This is a genomic window from Rufibacter sp. XAAS-G3-1 (assembly GCF_013623775.1).
Classification (GTDB): Bacteria; Bacteroidota; Bacteroidia; order Cytophagales; family Hymenobacteraceae; genus Nibribacter.
The window spans coordinates 121,328-138,459 of sequence record NZ_JABFAM010000010.1 but is presented as its reverse complement, the minus strand read 5'-3'; the positions used below and the strand labels follow the sequence as shown (position 1 = coordinate 138,459).

Annotated in this window: 10 protein-coding genes and 1 other RNA gene; all 11 read right to left on the bottom strand. The window is 52.5% G+C overall.

Annotated elements, in window-relative coordinates; genetic code table 11:
* Nucleotides 1–103: 103 nt before the first annotated feature.
* The 11 genes from HHO50_RS13315 to rnpB all read right to left on the bottom strand — a co-directional run bounded on the left by HHO50_RS13315 (nt 104) and on the right by rnpB (nt 17,097).
* Complete coding sequence (locus HHO50_RS13315) at nt 104–3,046, bottom strand: FAD-binding and (Fe-S)-binding domain-containing protein (RefSeq protein ID WP_181306548.1); 2,943 nt, start codon at nt 3,044–3,046, stop codon at nt 104–106.
* Between the two features lie 740 nt (nt 3,047–3,786).
* Nucleotides 3,787–6,738: an outer membrane beta-barrel protein gene (locus HHO50_RS13310; RefSeq protein WP_181306547.1), complete on the bottom strand. Its 2,952-nt coding sequence runs from the start codon at nt 6,736–6,738 to the stop codon at nt 3,787–3,789.
* Between the two features lie 333 nt (nt 6,739–7,071).
* Entirely contained in the window at nt 7,072–8,067 is a 996-nt protein-coding gene (locus HHO50_RS13305; protein ID WP_181306546.1) for an alpha/beta fold hydrolase, read from the bottom strand.
* Between the two features lie 309 nt (nt 8,068–8,376).
* Nucleotides 8,377–9,687: a sorbosone dehydrogenase family protein gene (locus HHO50_RS13300; protein ID WP_181306545.1), complete on the bottom strand. Its 1,311-nt coding sequence runs from the start codon at nt 9,685–9,687 to the stop codon at nt 8,377–8,379.
* Nucleotides 9,688–10,688: 1,001 nt separating this feature from the next.
* Nucleotides 10,689–11,792 (bottom strand): chorismate mutase, encoded by a 1,104-nt coding sequence (locus HHO50_RS13295; RefSeq protein WP_181306544.1) that lies wholly within the window; start codon nt 11,790–11,792, stop codon nt 10,689–10,691.
* Nucleotides 11,789–12,982, bottom strand: a complete 1,194-nt coding sequence (locus HHO50_RS13290; RefSeq protein ID WP_181306543.1) for a pyridoxal phosphate-dependent aminotransferase — start codon at nt 12,980–12,982, stop codon at nt 11,789–11,791. The genes HHO50_RS13295 and HHO50_RS13290 overlap by 4 nt, the downstream gene beginning before the upstream one ends.
* Nucleotides 12,979–13,872 (bottom strand): prephenate dehydratase domain-containing protein, encoded by an 894-nt coding sequence (locus HHO50_RS13285; protein ID WP_181306542.1) that lies wholly within the window; start codon nt 13,870–13,872, stop codon nt 12,979–12,981. The genes HHO50_RS13290 and HHO50_RS13285 overlap by 4 nt, the downstream gene beginning before the upstream one ends.
* Nucleotides 13,873–14,827: 955 nt before the next feature.
* Nucleotides 14,828–15,469, bottom strand: coding sequence for an START domain-containing protein (locus tag HHO50_RS13280; protein WP_181306541.1), 642 nt, complete (start codon nt 15,467–15,469; stop codon nt 14,828–14,830).
* Between the two features lie 68 nt (nt 15,470–15,537).
* Nucleotides 15,538–16,164: a carbonic anhydrase family protein gene (locus tag HHO50_RS13275; RefSeq protein ID WP_181306540.1), complete on the bottom strand. Its 627-nt coding sequence runs from the start codon at nt 16,162–16,164 to the stop codon at nt 15,538–15,540.
* Between the two features lie 196 nt (nt 16,165–16,360).
* A complete protein-coding gene (locus HHO50_RS13270; RefSeq protein ID WP_181306539.1) occupies nt 16,361–16,582 on the bottom strand; it encodes a hypothetical protein in 222 nt (73 codons plus the stop codon).
* A 56-nt stretch (nt 16,583–16,638) separates the two neighbouring features.
* An RNA gene (gene rnpB / locus HHO50_RS13265) (RNase P RNA component class A) lies at nt 16,639–17,097 on the bottom strand.
* Between the last annotated feature and the right edge of the window lie 35 nt (nt 17,098–17,132).

Here is a 17,132-nt window from a genome sequence, read left to right as displayed (position 1 = left end):
ACGGATATTATACGTACATAACAAGATAAGGTACGGGTGTGTTCCGTAAAGGTTAATCTGTTTAGAGGCTGTTTTCACCAAAACAGCCTCTAAACGCAATCACCTACCTCAACGCCTCATACAACACCTCAATCGGGTGCTTCGCGTCTCTGTCGGTACCGTCGTGGATCTGGTGGCGGCAACTGGTGCCGGGGGCGGCGATGATCACGTCAGTGGCGGCGGCTCGGACGGTAGGGAATAGCACCAGTTCGCCTACTTTCATGGAGACCTCGTAATGCTCGGCTTCATACCCGAAGGAGCCGGCCATGCCGCAGCAACCCGAGGGTATGACTTCCACGGTGTAGTTGGCCGGTAAGTTCAGCATCTGCTGGGTGTACAGCACGCTGGAAAGCGCCTTCTGGTGGCAGTGGCCGTGCAGTTTAATCAGGCGGGCCTCGTCTTTGAAGAGATCCTTCTCAATGTTCTTGTTCAGGATTTCACGCGCAATGAACTCATCAAAGGGCAGGCAGTGGATGGAAAGCTTTTTGGCGTCTTCCAGTTGGTCTTCGTCTACAAGATCCAAGTACTCATCCCGGAAGGAGAGGATACAGCTGGGTTCAATACCAATGAGCGGCGTCTCAGAAGAGATCAGTTTGTGCAGCATAGCCACGTTCTTCTGAGCCAGTTTCTTGGCTTCGCGCACCAAACCCTTAGACAGGTACGTACGGCCACTTTCTTCGTGCTCCGGTAGCACCACCTCATAGCCTAGTTTCTCCAGCAGCAGCACCGCTTTGATCCCAATAGGCGTGTCATTGTAGTTGGTGAACTCGTCGCAGAACAGGTACACTTTCTTCTTAAAGACCTTGCACTCTTTCAGCTTCTCTTTCTGGTGCTGCTTAAACCAGTTGCGCAGCGTGGTTTTGTGCAGCAACGGCAGGGAGCGTTCCGGCGCGAACCCTACCGCTTTCTTGAAGGCCTTGGCCGTGAAATCGTTTTTGAAGAGCAGGTTGTAGGCGCCCGGAAGGAGGGCGGCCAGCTTGTTCGCTTTGTTGAAATTACTGATAAGCCGCGTACGGAACGGAACGCCGTTGGCGTCATAGTAATGCTGCAGGAACTCGGCTTTCAGCTTGGCTACGTCTACGTTAGAGGGACACTCAGACTTGCAGCCTTTGCAGGAAAGGCACAGATCCATGGATTCCTTGATTTCATGGTGATCGAAGCGGTTGGCTTTGGGGGAGCGGGTCAGGAACTCGCGCATCATGTTGGCCCGTCCGCGGGTGGTGTCTTTCTCATCTCGGGTGACCATGTAACTGGGGCACATGGTACCGCCGGTGAGGTGCGTTTTGCGGCAGTCGCCGGAACCGTTGCACAGCTCGGCGGCTCTGAGCACGCCTCCCGCCTGGCTGAACTTGAACACCGTGTCAAACTCCGGGGTCTCTTGTCCGGGCTCATAGCGCAGGAAGGTATTCATAGACGGCGTGTTCACAATCTTGCCCGGGTTGAAGATGTTAGCCGGGTCCCATACGCGCTTCACTTCTTCCAGCAACTTGTAGTTCTCCTCGCCAATCATGAACGGGATAAACTCGCCGCGCAGACGGCCATCACCGTGCTCACCGCTCAAAGAGCCGCGGTATTTCTTCACCAGGTGGGCAATCTCGGTGGCAATGTCCCGGAACAGTTGGTTGCCTTCCTCGGTCTTCAGGTCAATGATAGGTCTTAGGTGCAGCTCACCGGTACCGGCGTGGGCATAGTGCACGCAGTACAAGCCGTACTGTTCTAAGGTGAGGTTAAACTCCCGGATGAACTCCGGCAGGTCTTCCACCGCCACCGCCGTATCTTCAATCACCGCTACTGGTTTGGCATCACCGGGGATGTTAGACAACAACCCCAGGCCTGCTTTTCTAAGCGTCCAGACTTTTTTGGTATCGGTGCCCAGCACCAGCGGGTAGTGGTAGCCCAGTTTATTTTCTTCTAAGTCTTTGACCAGCGCGTTCGCCCGTTCCTGAATAGCGGCCTGGGTATGGTCAGTGAACTCCACCACCAGAATAGCCCCCGGGTCACCCTGCACGAAGAAGCGGTTCTGGCTCTGCTCAATATTGGTTTTGGTACACTCCAGCACGTAGTGGTCCATCAACTCACTCGCACTTGGGTGGTGGCGTAACGCCACCAGGTTCGCCCGAAGGGATTCATCTACCGTCTCGCAGTGAATACACAGCAAGCCAATCTCCTTGGGCGGAAGCGGGTCTACGTGGAGTTTTATCTCGGTAAGGAACGCCAGCGTGCCCTCAGAACCGGCCATGAGTTTACAGAAATTGAACGGTTCTTTGCCTTGGGTAAACGGCTCGGTTTCCAGCAGCAGATCAATGGCATAACCGGTGTTGCGGCGCTGGATGCTGGGCTTCGGAAACTCGGCGCGGATGTTCTCCTGCGTTTGCTGGTGGCTCAGCATGGCCTTGGTAGCCTGATAGATGCGGGTCTCTAACTCGCCCGAGGTATTCTCGCCCCGGCATTTGGCTTCAAACTCTTCCAGGGTCAACGCCCCGAATTCTGTCTCGGTGCCGTCGCTCAGGATTGCCTTCACGCTCAACAGGTGTTCACGGGCGCTGCCGTAGACAATGGAGTTAGAACCGCAGGAATTATTGCCCACCATGCCGCCCATCATGGCGCGGTTAGCCGTAGACGTCTCCGGCCCGAAGTACAGGCCATGGGGCCGCAGGAATAGGTTCAGCTCATCACGGATCACGCCCGGCTCCACGCGCACCCAGCCTTCTGCTGGGTTTACCTCCAGAATCTTGGTAAAGGTTCTGGACACGTCTACCACAATGCCGCTGCCCACTACCTGTCCCGCCAAAGACGTACCCGCCGTCCGCGGAATCAGCGACGTGCCTTCCAGGCGGGCAAAGGTGATCAGGGTTTTAATGTCCTGCACCGAGGCCGGGAAGGCCACGGCCAGCGGTTTTTCGCGGTACGCCGAGGCATCGGTGGCATACAGGGTTTTGTACGTGTTGTCCACGTGCAGTTCGCCTTCCAGCTTGCTGGCAAGGTAGTGTAGTTTTTCTGGACTCATGTAAGTAGCACGGTTTCCAAGCACCTGGTGTACTCTAAGATAGATCACCAACCGCGCCTGTAGACCGGATAAATAAGCAACGTTTGCTTTTTTGCTTCTGAAAAGAATGCTTTCTGGCTTTTAAACCGGTCAGAAAGCAGAAAATTGTTTTTTCAGAAAGCAGATGCTCTAATGTAAGGCAGGAAGGGGGAAAGTCAAAAAGAGAAATCCATGCAATTCCGATTTCTAAGGAATAGAGGGGTTGTTTAGCCGGTGGTTCCCGGCGAGTCTGGAGACTCGCTTCATCCTTTGTCACGAGACTGGAGTCTCGCGCCAGTTTGTTTTAAACCTGTGAGGTCTCCAAGACCTCACAGGTTTCTGCGTTTTAAGCCTGTTTTCCGCTGTACCGCCTGCTCAAAAGACCTCCGTAGTGCGCGCAGCTCCTACGAGTGTCTGTGCCGATGCCGTTTCCCTTTTCGCCAATCAGGAGATTGGCTGTCCATCTGTGCGTAGAGCGCTCTCGCTAATTCTACGCACAACGATGAGGTCTCCAAGGCTTCAAAGGTTTCCATGTTTTGGGCCCGTTTTCTGCAAAACAGCCTTAAAACGCATTAGACGCGTTTTCCCTCTCTACTAGCTAGAGGTAAGGCTATCGCCAGCGGAAGGTCAGTAAGGAATATTTTAAAAAGGGAGAGCCGTTTTGGGTCTGTTTTTCAAAAAACAGGCTCAAAACGGCTCTCAGAAAAAGAACTGCTTGAAACTTAGAAACCTCTGCCGTTGCCAGGCTGTCCACCTCTAGGGAAACCGTCTGGTCTGGTAGGGGCAGCGTTGCCGCGGCCGGCCCCAAACATGCGCAGGTTGTAGTTGAAGCTCAGCATGAAATAGCGCTGCAAGACAGTGGTCTGCACGTCTTCAATGTACGCATTGGTGACGTTCCGCTGGATGCTGGTGTTCTCGCCCAAAAGGTCAAAGGCCGACAATCTGATTTCCGCCTGACGGTCTTTCAGGAACTTGTAGCCAATGCTACCATTCCAAAGCAGGAAGGTTGGGTCAATGCCAGAAGAAAGTCCGCCGTTGTATTGGTGGTTTACTTCTGAGGTAATGGTCAAGCCTTTCCACATGACCCAGTTCACTCTAAACAAGCTGCTTTGGTTGTAGTAGTTGTTGTTCTGGGTGTTCAGGAACTCGTACTCCACGTTGTTGTAGTTGGCGTTGGTAGACACCAAGAAGTCAAGGTTCTCACTGATGTTGCTGCTGATCACAATGCCTCCACCCAGGTTGGTAGTTTTGGTGTTGTTGGCTACAAACTGGTAAGAAGTACTGAAATCACTGTACAAAGACGGCGTGTTGGTGTAAGTGGCGTTTGCATTGATGTTCACGTTAGACTTGATGAACGGAACCGGCAAACCATAATTGAAGAACGTACGGAACGAATACTGTCCGTCTAAGTTTACGGGGCGGGAAAGCTGCTGGCCGGTAGCCAGACGAACCCCGCTGGGGGTTACCAGCGGAACATCATCCACGTCACGGCCATTGGTATCTGGACTGGTGTTTCTGATGGTGCTGGTGCCAATGTAGTCCTGGGCCACTGAACCGCCAATCACAGCAATGAAAGAAGAGGATCTGCCCGGGTTAGCAGATGAATACCGGATGTTGAAGTTGTTGTTGAAGCTCTGTCCTAAGTTAGGGTTTCCCTGGCTCAGCAAGGTTGGGTTAGAATAATCTACCGCACTCTGCAATTGCTCCACGCTTGGGGTTTGCGAGCGGCCCATGTAAAACACCCGTATGTTGCGGTCTTGGTTGAAGTTGTAGCGCAGCATGGCAAACGGCAACACATTGTGGTACCTTCTCACCGTGTCAATAAGGGAAGGGTAGACTTGGTCGGTAGAAAGTTCCAGCCATTGGTACCGGGCGCTCAGCATAAGCTGGAAGTCTTTGGTATTGTACCGCCAGCCGCCGCCAAATTCCTGGGTGCGGGTCACATTCTCCACGGTGCTGGACTGGTTGGTGACCAGGCTGTCATAGAGTTCAGACTCAGGACGGAACTGGTAGGTGCGTCTGTCCCCGTCTGAGTTGCTGTAATTGGTGGCGTAGGTTAGCTGCAACTGGGTGTTTTGGGTGAGGGGCTCGGTGTAGTTCACATTGGCTCCTACGGAGAACCCTTGGTTGTCCAAGTTGGAAGATAAATACACCAGGGAGTCGTCGCCTTCGTTCACAATGTCCCGCAGGTAAGAGATATTATTGCGGCTATCGCCTTGGTTTTGGTTGTACCCGTTGTTCACATCCAAGCTGATGGTACGGCCTCTTTTGGCAAAACTGTGCCGGTACAAGATGCTGTTGTTGAAGTTCAGCCCGAACAGGTCTGACTGGAATTCATTGTCAAAGTTGTTGATCAGCAAACGGGAATTCTGCAGATCTGTGCCAGCCGTAAGGCGGGAGTTAGTGAAACTGGCCCCTTCGTTCTGCTGGATGCTCAAACGCGGGCGGATGATGATGGAGTTGGCGCTGTCTATGTTGTAGGTGATTCTCAGGTTCATGCGGTGGTTCTGGTTTTTAGCATCAGAATTACCGTTTTCCCTTACATCATAGGCGTCTGTGGAGCCAATCCCAAACTGCCGGAAAGCCGAGTAGTTGTAGTCATTGTCTGTGTTGTTGTAGAAGTAGCTGCCTTGCACATCTACTTTCTTACCCCACTTATCCAGGTAGTTCACCCCTATGGCGTTAGTTGTGGCAATGCCGTTGCTGGAATTCACCAGAAAGTCGCCGGTGTTGTTACCGCCGCCGAAACCACCCCCGCCACCGCGAGGGCCGCCACCTCCGCCCCGGTTTCCGCCGCCGCCTCTGCTGGAGGCACTGGCCACGCCCACTAAGTCTTCTGAGGAGAAGTTCTGCTCATTGACGTTGTTGCTCAACCCCACAATAGAAATGCGGCGGTCGCCTTCAAATTGGTTGATGTTGCCGCTGATTCTGTACCGATTGTCAGAGCCGGCCCCGGCGCTCAACCGCCCGAATCTTCCGGTCCGGAACTCCGGTTTGGTGATGATGTTAATGGTTTTCTGCTCGTTTCCGTCAGAAAAGCCGGTAAACTGCGCCTGGTCGCTTTGGCGGTCAAACACCTGTATTTTGGAAATGACCTCGGCCGGTAAGTTCTTCAGTACGGCATTGGGGTCTTCCCCGAAGAACTCTTTTCCGTCTACCAACACCCGCTGCACCCGTTCGCCCTGCGCTTGCACCTGTCCGTTCTGGATGGTGATGCCCGGCATTTTCTGGATGAGGTTTTCGGCGTTGGCGTCGCGGTTCACCTTGAAGGCCGCCGCGTTCATCTCAGACGTATCTTGTTTCTGGATGACGGTGGCGGCCCGGCCTACCACCTCCACTTCGCGGAGGGTGGTGGCTCCCTGGGTGAGGGTGAGGGTGCCTAGGTTTACAGGGGCTCCGGTAGCGGTAATGCTACGGTACAGGTTCCCGAATCCCAGGTAAGATATTCTAAGTACGAAGCGGCCGTTCTGGATACCGTCCAGCTCAAACTGGCCTTCCACATTGGTAGTGGCTCCTTTGTAGACCGAAGAATCCTGGGCGTTCAAGAGGGCCACCGTGGCCCCAATGAGCGGGGAACCGCCCCCTACGGCTTGGCCCCGCACCGAAGTAGTCTGGCTATATCCCAGAAAAGAAATCAGAAAAAATAAGAAAAAGAGTAAACAGTTTTTTTTCATCGCCTAATGGTTTGCGTTTAGACCGCCCCGGGGAGGATAGGTTTAATACGCGCGAAAAAAAATCTGTTTCAGGGCTTCTTTCTGAAAAGAAGCCCTGAAACAGATATCAGGATGAGTAGATTAAAAGAACCATGAAGGAAGAATAAATTATGGAATCATCTCCTTCGGTTTACGTTTGAACCAGTTTAGTATAGAAGAATTTAATAGTAAACAAGCTGCCTTTGTTGGTGTTATCACCAACAAACCCAAGATCAGGGGCTATTCTGCTTGTTGGTGATAACACCAACAAGGGAAAAGGCTTATATTTTCCTTTACTAAACAGGTTCACGTTGTTTAAGACTTCAAAAAAGCCAAGAAAGGTTGAATAAAACGCCCGTAAGCCTCAATGTGCGGAAGGTGGCCTACTTTGTCTAATTCAACCAACTTCGCGTTCGGGATTTTCTTGGCGGTTTCTTTGCCTAAAGCAGGGTAGTTGCCTAATTTCTCGCGGGCGGCTGCGGGCGCGTTGGCTTTACCCAAGGCCGTACGGTCGCGTTGCCCAATGATGAGGAGCGTAGGCATCTTGAGTTGGTCAAATTCATAGACTACCGGCTGGGTGAAAATCATGTCATAGGTGAGCGCGGAGTTCCAGGCCACTTTGGGGTAATCTGGGCCGGTTGTCCAGCCCGCCAGCAGGTTCACCCAGGGATCATATTCTGGTTTCCACCGCCCCCCGTAATAGTTATCCAGTTGGTACTTCTTGATGCTTTCCTGCGTCTGCTTTAATTCGCCGGCATACCATTTCTCTACGGACTGGTACGGCACCCAGCGCTTCCAGTCCTCCAGGCCGATGGGGTTTTCCAGAATCAGCTTCTCGGTGAATTCCGGATACATCAAGGCAAAACGGGTGGCCAGCATACCACCCATGGAGTGGCCCAACACGGCTGCTTTCTTTACGCCCAGGCTATCCAATAAGCCTTTGGTGTTCTGGGCCAGCATCTGGAACGTATATTGAATGTTCTGGGGTTTTGAGGATTTTCCAAAGCCAATCTGGTCTGGTATAATCACCCGGTAGCCGTTCTTGGACAAGTCCTGGGCAGTTTGTTCCCAGTAAGCACCGTTAAAGTTCTTGCCGTGCAGGAGCACCACCGTTTTACCATTGGCTTTTTGGGGCTTCACCTCCATAAAAGCCATTTTAAACGACTGCTGCTGCACTTTTACCGGGTGAAATGCCACCGGAAAAGGATAGGTATAGTTGGTCAACTCTGCATCTAATGGTTTGAGCTGCGCCTGGGCAACATAGCCGCAAAACAGAAAGAGGAGAAAAAGCCGAATGCTGATGTGTTTCATGTAAGTAAAGGGAGATTCTGAAGGGTGACAATTTGCGTTTACGCTGTGTTTTACAGAAAAGAGCGCTAAGTAATTAGGCAGAAAACCGATCTCTTCTTCTCTCTTTGTCATCCAGAAAGGATCTCGTTTGTCATCCAGAAAGGATCTCGGCGACAAACTAGAAAAGCTCTTATTGAACGTATTTGCCGTTTGTGGCCAAGATCCTTTCAGAATGACAAAATAGATAGCTTAATTAGTCCTGCTGCTTAAAACGAAACGGGTGGAGGTCTGTTTTAGTGCTCTTTTACCTAAACCGGTGTGCAACTGGGGTTATTTTGCGGCCACGCGCCAGAGGGTTCCGCTGGCATCATCGGCCACCAAAAGAGAGCCATCCTGAAGCACCGCTATCCCCACCGGGCGGCCGTGTACCTTATTGTTGCCTTCTTCAGAGATGAACCCGGTTAAGAAATCTTCTGGGGCCCCGCTGGGTTTTCCGTTCTGGAAGGGCACGAACACCACTTTATAGCCCGCCAGTTGTGACCGGTTCCAGGAGCCGTGCTGCCCAATGAACGCGCCGCCCCGGTACTTGGCCGGAAAGTCTGTACGGTCATAAAAGGCAAGCCCCAGGGAGGCGGTATGCGCCCCTAAGGCCACATCAGGCACCAGCGTCTTTTTCACCAGATCGGGGCGCTGGCCTTTCATTCGGGGGTCTTCATTCTGCCCGAAATAAGCATAAGGCCAACCATAGAACCCGCCGTCTTTTACGCTGGTCAGGTAATCGGGCACCAGTTCATCGCCTAGTTCATCGCGCTCGTTTACGGCCGTCCAGAGGACATGACTGCCCGGAGCCCAGCCCATGCCCACCGGATTCCGGAGGCCGCTGGCGAAAACCCGTTCCCCGGTTCCGTCAGGATTTATTTCCAGGATGTTGGCCCGTCTTTCTTCGTTTTCCATCCCGTTCTCGCCGTTGTTGCTGCCAGAGCCAACGGCTACATAGATTTTAGACCCGTCTGCGTTGGCAAGGAGGTTGCGAGTCCAGTGGTTGTTATACCCGCCGGCCGGTAAGTCCAGAATTTTCTCGCCCCGGCTCGTGATGCGGGTTTGTCCTGGTTGGTACGGGTATCGCCAGATGCCATTGGTGTTGGCCACGTAAAAATAGTTGTGCAGCACCAGCATGCCTAAAGGCTGGTTTAAGCCGGTCAGGAAGATATACTGTTGCTCCGGGTGGCCATCCTGGTCGGTGTCCCGCAGCAGGGTAATGCGGTTGGGGCTTCTTCCTATGTTCTGCGACTTGGCCAGCCCAGACAACCTTGCCTCTCTTTTCTCTTTTCCTTTTTTCTCACTGGTAGCCTCAGAAACGAAGATATCGCCATTAGGCCCTACATAAATCCAGCGGGGGTTCTGCAGGTTGTCCAGGAACTTGTTCACTTTGAAAGCCGAGGGAGCCACCGGCGTTTTGCCACGCCACCCAATCACCTCGCTGTAGTTCTTGACAGATTCCGTGGCGTACGGCTGCGGAAGCGGAACCTGGGAAGTGCGGGAAGCAGAGGCAGAGGCGTTTTCTTTGCCGGAAGGCGAATTACAGGCATAAAGGAAGACACCCAGCAGCAGGCAGGAAGCGGATTTGCAAAGTCGGTTCATGGTTTAAAAGAAGGTCAATCCGTATTTGTGCTATCGTATATACGCTGTTTTGGGAAGAAAATTGAAAAAAAGGAAAGATGGCAGCAGACAGACGGAACGTGATTTGAGGTTGTTTTGGTAAAACTGGCTCCTAACTAAACGACAGCTATCTGCCTGTTAGTACACCCCTAGCTCCCTCCAGAGAGATGCGTTTGGGGGCTGTTTTGCGGAAAGTAGGCTCTAAACGCATCTCTACTGGCGCGAGTCTCCCAATTTGCCGGGAACCACCAGCAGGAGGGCGGAACAGCAGTTATTTATATTCCGGGGTAGTGGTTCACAAAGTATGACGTCTGGCATTATGTTTATATCTGTAGCTGAACATTAGATTCAAGGCAGCAGAGCAGATGGTTCTCCTTCTTTTTGGAGAAGCAGGTGACAGCTGGTTCAAGACGCACCTGCGGCTTACCTGAAGGATTCCCCCTATGTCCCGGATGCCGCCGTTGCGTTCCCAAAGACGCGGAATAAGTGCTTTTATGGCCGGCTCCGCACTTTTGTACTTATACGCAAACTGGAACTGCTTCCTGCAACAGCGGCACAGCAGCTTCTGCGTGCCATCCCTTTTCTTTCCGTTTTTTACTATCTTGCTGCTCTGGCCGTGGGGATAGTTTGGCTGGATGCGAACTTCGAACATTCCATCTCCTAAACACTCCACTGCGGTTTTTATCCCATCATACTTTGTGAACCACTACCACCAATGCTCCGCACTTGTGCCGGTGGTTCCCGGCGAGTCCGGAGACTCGCTTCATCCTTAGGCACGAAACTGGAGCCTCGCGCCAGTTTACCTAAACCTGTGGGGTCTTGGAGACCTCACAGGTTTCTGCGTTTTGGGCCTGTTTTCCCTGAAACAGGCCCAAAACGCATCAGCGGGGTTCCCTTGCCAAAAACAGGAAGCCCCGGCTAATCTTAGCCGGGGCTTCCTGTTTTTGGCATTGTTTTAAGGAAATGCCCCTACTTCACCTAGGTTAGGCAATTACTTTGGTTGTATCGGCGGCGGCCTGTACGTGGAGGGAGTGCTGGTGGATTTCCTGGAAGATGGCTTTGACAAAAACCTCTTCCAAGCCTTCGCGGGCGGCGGCTTTCAGGCGGTTTTCCATTACTTGTTCCCAACGGCCGGTTTGCAGCAGGTTCATTTTGTTTTCCTTCTTAAGGATGCCTATCTGTTTGGCTACCGAAGAACGACGGGCCAGCACGTTGATCAACTCGTTGTCTAGGTAATCAATGAGGTTCCGCAGGTCGCTCAGTTCTTCCTCGTTTTGGGTAGCGGTAGAAGAAAGGCGTTCCACCACCAAAGATGCCAACAGTTGTGACAAGCCTTCTGGCGTTACCTGTTGGGCGGCATCGCTCAGGGCTACGTCTGGGTTGCAGTGGGTTTCAATCATGAGGCCATCTACCTGCAGGTTGAGCGCCTCCTGGCTGATTTGCTGGAGCAGCGAGCGTTTTCCGGCAATGTGGCTGGGGTCACAGATCAACGGAATCTCCGGCAGCAGTTTCTTGAACTCGTAGGCCATGTTCCATTTGGGGTGGTTGCGGTACGGACGGCTGTCAAAGGCCGAGAAGCCCCGGTGAATGGCGGCCAGGTCAGTGATACCGGCGCGGTTCAGGCGCTCCAACGCGCCCAGCCACAGTTGCAGGTCTGGGTTTACCGGGTTTTTCACCAAAACCGGCACATCAACGCCTTCCAGCGCATCTGCGATTTCCTGTACCGAGAAAGGGTTTACCGTGGTGCGGGCGCCCACCCAAAGGATGTCTACGCCTTGTTTCAGGGCATCGTTCACGTGCTCGGCGGTAGCCACCTCACAGGCGGTGAGCAGGCCGGTTTCTTCCTTTACGGTCTTCAGCCACTTCAATCCAACTTTGCCGATTCCCTCAAATGCCCCCGGACGGGTACGCGGTTTCCAGATACCGGCGCGGAAGATGGTGACTTCCGGCACAGACTGCAAGCCGCGGGCGGTGGCCAGCATTTGTTCTTCGCTTTCGGCGCTGCAGGGGCCCGCAATGATTAAAGGTTGTCCATCGGCACGTTTGAAAACGGTTTTAGGAGACAGGTTTAAATGCTTCGTACTCATAAGGAAAGTTCGGTTGTGGCCGAGGTTAAATGTTTTGTAATTCGGTTTGTGGCTTCTTCAATCTTGGTTTGGGGCAGGCAGAGGGAGATCCTGAGATAACGCTCCCCCTGCGTCCCGAATATTTTGCCGGGGGTAAGAAAGACCCCGGCTTCATAAAGGATCTCGTCTAAATAGGCTTCTACATCTGTTACCTGGTCTGGCACCCGGGCCCAGACAAACATTCCTACCGCATTTTTTTGATAGGAACACCCTAAAAGCTCCAACAGTTCATACACTTTTTGGCGGCGTTGGGCATACACTTTATTGCGGGCTTCATGCCAGGCGTCTGGGTTGGACAAGGCCTGAATAGCCGCGTGCTGCACCGGCAGAAACATGCCAGAATCCAGGTTGCTTTTCACGCGCAGCACACATTGCAGATAGTCCTGCCGGCCCAACACCATGCCCACGCGCCAGCCCGCCATGTTGTGCGATTTGCTCAGGGAGTTGAACTCCAGGCAGCACTCTTTGGCTTGCGGCAGGGAAAACAGACTCAAAGGCTTTTCATTGGGCAGCACCAGGCTGTAGGGATTGTCATTGGCCAGCAAGAACCGGTGTTTCAAGGCCAGTTGCACCAGTTGCGCTAATACTTCGGCGGTAGCCTCAGTGCCGGTGGGCATGTGCGGGTAGTTCACCCACATGAGTTTTACGTTTCCGGCTTGCAGCAACGTTTCCAGTTCCTGGAAATCTGGGAGCCAGCCGTTTTCTTCTTTTAAGGTGTAAAAAACGGGGTCAGCGCCCACCAGTTTTGCGGCCGCGGCATACGCCGGATAGCCGGGGTTGGGCACCAGCACTTTGTCGCCGGGGTTCAGGAACGCCATAGACACGTGGAAGATACCTTCCTTGGAGCCCATGAGCGGCAGTATTTCCTGCTCGGGGTTCAGTTCAACCAAGTAGGTGCGCTGGTACCAATTGGCAATGGCCTCTCTTAGCGGAGCGATGGAGTTGTAGGGTTGATAGCCGTGCACACCGGGTTTTCTGCCCGTGGAGACCAAGGCCTCAATGGTTTCCTCTGAAGGAGCCATGTCGGGGTCACCTATGCCCAGGTTGATAATGTTGCGGCCCTGGGCGTTGAGGGCCCTCACTTCGGCCAGTTTGCGGGAGAAGTAGTACTCCTGCACGTGTTCTAGTCGTTGGGCGCTGGAGATGATCATACCAATTCAGACTTAGCGGTCAGAATAGAGGACAGGCAACCGGCCAAACGGTCTTGCGGCAGCGGAGCCTCGGCTTTAGGGTACAAACCCAATACCGTGTGCTTGGGGGCCACCGTCCTTAGCGCAGCTAAGGCCTGGGTGATGCAGGCGGCCTGCTCGCCTTCCAGTTCCAGCACCCATTGTGCGGGCTGGCCCGGGTTACTAGAAGGAAGCGGCTGCAGCATGGTCAATTCCAGAAGCTCCTGGTCTAATTTCTCCAGCACGTTTTCCAGCGAGAACCTCACCACCGGATAGGGTAGAAGCAAGGTCGCTTTATTGGCCGCCTTGGTGGTTTTCTCCCGCGAAAGCACCACGAAACGGGTGTAGTTCTCCTCGGCATTGGCCACGTTGTCATGCAACACCTCCAAGCCATACAGTTCGGCGGCTTTGCGGCTGGCAATGGCGGCAACTCCCTTGATCTGGCCTTCCTTTAACAGACGGGCGGTGTCTGCGGTGTCTGCTGTCTCTCTGGTTTTTACGCCGGGGTGGCTTTCAATGTAATCACAGCACTGCAGCAGGGCAATAGGGTGCGACCAGATCTCCTGAATGTCTTCCAGCTTTTGGCCCGGCAAGGCCATGAGGGTTTGGTCTAGCAGCAGCCAACGCTCCGCCGTAATGGAGAGTCCGTGCTGGTTCATGAGGCCATAGTTGGGCAACAATGGCCCGGCCAGGGAATTCTGCACGGCCATGACCGCGAAGTCTACCAAGCCAGATTCCAGCGCCTCGCACAACTCTGGGAAGGATGCGCAGGAGAGCGTACTGATGGAAGAAGCCGGAAACAGTTGTTTGGCGGCAGTTTCATGGAAAGACGCGGGGCCTCCCTGAATGGCGATTTTTAGGGCTCTGTTCATAACGAAAAAAGCCCCGCTTTCGGCGGGGCTCTGAGGGTTTTCTTATTGTTTTTTAACGCAAAGTCTTACCTGTTGAGCCCCGGCTGGAGTCCAAAAAAGTAAAAACCATAAAAGTAAGAATTACGCTGAATCATTGTCTTGCTGTAAGGATGCTCAAACATACGGGCTGCTCTATTTACTTCCAAATTTTTTGGAATAAATTTTTGAAAAATAGCAATAAAACGCTTGTTAGTTTGATAAAAATAAAGTATAAGCAAACAGTTGTTTGGAAGAATGGGCTTGTTTTGCCTATCTGGGACTAATACCCCTACTGGTTCATTTCTGCGTTTAGAACTGGGCTTTAGAGTAATGGTAGGTGCATGCCTCACGGTGTTCCCTTAGCTGTTTTTGCGTGGATATGAGTAGGTGCACGCCTTTGCTGTTCCCTTGGCTACTCTGTTCGTTTCGTGGGTGCAAGTGCTGTATTGTTCCAGCTTTGGCGGTAAGCGCTCACGGCCGCGGGGCCCCGTCTTCCCCTCTCGCACTGCCCTTTCGGCCTGAGAAGTCTGTCTCTCTTAGTTTTGCCTATCTATGGCCAAAAGCGAGGCGCGCTCGGGGAAGACTGGAAATGGGGAAAGTAGTAAATGTAGTAGCGGTTACTGGTTGGATTACCTGTATTCCCTGCAAAGGCGTATTCCCCTCCTAGGAGGGTAGGGGTGGGTTCTACTTTCCCCTCTATGGCGCGGATTTATCCTTCCAGCTCTTTCGGATTGATAAATCCCAAATTGTGCCGTTAGCTAAAGTTTCCTTACAAGATTAGTTTCTGGGAGGGGTGGGTTCTGGTTCCCCACTCGTCTCCTTCTAAGATACACCAATCATTCAGGGGTGATTTAAATTTCCTTTCTTCAGAATGGAAGTGAGCGGAAGCCATTTAGAGGCTCTTTTAGAGGAATTGGCTTGAAACCAGAGTTGTAGTCTAGAGTTGCTTAGCCTGTTCTTTCGCCATTTTGGCCAATATGCCTCGTAGATTCTGGAAGGTTTTATGGGGGCCTACGGCTACGGTGGCATTCACGAGCCAGGCGGGTACAGAACCACCCGGGTTTACCGTGAACAGGTATTCCACCTTGATTTTGTTTCCGGGTAGTTGGGTTATCTCCCAGGTGGCCAGGGAAGAAGGAATCCGCACGAAGCCTTTCTTAACGGGCAGGAAACCGGATAAACTTCTTACTTCTACCCGGGCCGTGTTGTTTTTGGTGATGGGAGAGAAGGTGGCTTCTACCACCAGGTCGCGGTCGTCAAGTGGCCAGGGCATGTCTGCTTCGGTGTAGTAGATGAGGGCGTTTTCGCTCTTCCGTTTCAGAAGCGTCGTTTTCCGGTTCAGGTATACCCAATCTGAATGGTGCTCCACATTCTTGAGTAGGTTCACCAAATTGGCGGTAGTGCCCGGCAGTTCACACACCACTTTGATTTGCTTCACAGATGCGTTCTCCAGTTGCTTTGTGTACACCGCAATGCCATCCTGGTTTTTCTGCAATTCCCAGTTTTCCTGCGCCAACGCACCGGGGCTGTCGCCCAGACCAAGCCATAGCAACAGCAAAAATAATGTAGGTCTCTTCATTCTTATGGTTTGATTGAACTGTTTACCCGGAATCCCAAAGCGCAACAGATTAGCCGCCGGTTTAGCGCCTATTTCTCAAAAAACTGCACCAAACCGGTTTCCACGTCATAAATTCCGCCTACAACCTTTATCACTCCCCGGGTTTCTAAGGCAGAGATGATGGGGCTTTCCGTCCTGATTCGCTCCAGCGTTAAATGCACGTTCATCTCGGTAACATTACTCACAAAGGAAAGATTCTGGCTGGTTCGGTTCTGGGTTGTTGCTTTCTCACTGGCAATGGCCGGTTTTATTTTATTTAACAGCCCCGTCAGGTAGCCTAGTTCCACTTGGTCGCACGCGCCCATGATTGCCCCGCAGCGGGTGTGGCCTAGCACCAGTACAATTTTGGTGCCCACTAGCTGGGTGGCGTATTCCATGCTGCCCAAAATGTCTTCGTTCAGGACGTTGCCGGCAATCCGGATGCTGAAGATATCGCCCAGGCCCTGGTCAAAGATCAGTTCGGCCGAGGTTCTGGAGTCCATGCAACTCAGAATGGTGGCGAAGGGGAACTGGCCTTCTTTTGTTTCATTGACCTGTTGCAGCAGGTTACGGTGAGACTTTAAGTTGTTGATGAAACGGGCATTTCCTTCTTTCAGAAGTTGGAAGGCCAAGTCTGGGGTTAATTGGCGCTGGGTTTCCTTTGATTGGGTGTGCATGGGTAAGGAATAAGAGCTTGTTTAAATTTCATCTTTGCGCTGCAAACGACCATAAAAAGAACCTGCGTTCACCTTTTTCTCGCACCGTAGCGCTGCTACGCTGCTCAAAAAACGCTTCCGCAGAACCTTTCTCTGGTCATTTTCGCCAGCAAACCTCAAATTTAAACAAGCTCTAAGGTAATGTTGCTAGAAAATATTAAAAGCCGTTGTAAGGCAGAGGCGCCGGTACATCTTTTTCGCCCAGCAATTGCCAGATGTTGATCTCAACGGTTCGGGCGATGGCCGTCACGGGGTCGTAAGCGAAAGTGGCAAGAGTGAGGTTCTGCAGATTGGTTTTTGAGCTTCGTGGCAGCGCTGCGAAGGCGATAAAAGTGCGAACGCAGGTTCTCTCTATGGTCGTTTGCAGCACGAAAGACAAAGTTTAAACAGGCCCCAAAGAAGATTGGCAAAAAAAAAGGAAGGGAAAAATAAAAAAAAACCAATGAGCCTGTAAGCCGGGTTTTGTCCTCCGCCCTGGGGCAGATGGCTTATCATTTATCTAGGCCCGTCCTCACGGAGGGGCTCCATCAACCTACCCGCTGACATCGGACGAGCAGCCCTTAGCCTCCCCTTAAGGCGAGGCGCTGTCAGCCTATTTGGTCTTTCAACTCCTGAGGTTTACCCAGCCGGACTAGTCGCCTAGCCGCTGGTGCGCTCTTACCGCACCTTTTCACCCTTACCCGTTTTTAGTTGTCAGTTTTTAGTTATCAGTTTTTAGTTTTCTAACAATTGATAACTAAAAACTGACAACTAAAAACGGGCGGTTATTTTCTGTGGCACTGGCTGTCACCTGGCCGTCTCCCGCCAGGTGCCTTCCCGTTAGGAAGCAGGATGCTCTGCGTTGCCCGGACTTTCCTCTCCGCCCAAAGGCGCAGCGATAAGCCGGCTCACTGATTTTTTACAAAGATACGGCTTTCTCCCGGGAAATG

What these genes read in the sequence shown, in the direction of transcription:
- HHO50_RS13285 (WP_181306542.1), bottom strand. Translation starts at nt 13,872, where the DNA reads ATGAACAGAGCCCTAAAAATCGCCATTCAGGGAGGCCCCGCGTCTTTC.
- HHO50_RS13295 (WP_181306544.1), bottom strand. Translation starts at nt 11,792, where the DNA reads ATGAGTACGAAGCATTTAAACCTGTCTCCTAAAACCGTTTTCAAACGT.
- HHO50_RS13305 (WP_181306546.1), bottom strand. Translation starts at nt 8,067, where the DNA reads ATGAAACACATCAGCATTCGGCTTTTTCTCCTCTTTCTGTTTTGCGGC.
- HHO50_RS13290 (WP_181306543.1), bottom strand. Translation starts at nt 12,982, where the DNA reads ATGATCATCTCCAGCGCCCAACGACTAGAACACGTGCAGGAGTACTAC.
- HHO50_RS13275 (WP_181306540.1), bottom strand. Translation starts at nt 16,164, where the DNA reads ATGCACACCCAATCAAAGGAAACCCAGCGCCAATTAACCCCAGACTTG.
- HHO50_RS13315 (WP_181306548.1), bottom strand. Translation starts at nt 3,046, where the DNA reads ATGAGTCCAGAAAAACTACACTACCTTGCCAGCAAGCTGGAAGGCGAA.
- HHO50_RS13310 (WP_181306547.1), bottom strand. Translation starts at nt 6,738, where the DNA reads ATGAAAAAAAACTGTTTACTCTTTTTCTTATTTTTTCTGATTTCTTTT.
- HHO50_RS13300 (WP_181306545.1), bottom strand. Translation starts at nt 9,687, where the DNA reads ATGAACCGACTTTGCAAATCCGCTTCCTGCCTGCTGCTGGGTGTCTTC.
- HHO50_RS13280 (WP_181306541.1), bottom strand. Translation starts at nt 15,469, where the DNA reads ATGAAGAGACCTACATTATTTTTGCTGTTGCTATGGCTTGGTCTGGGC.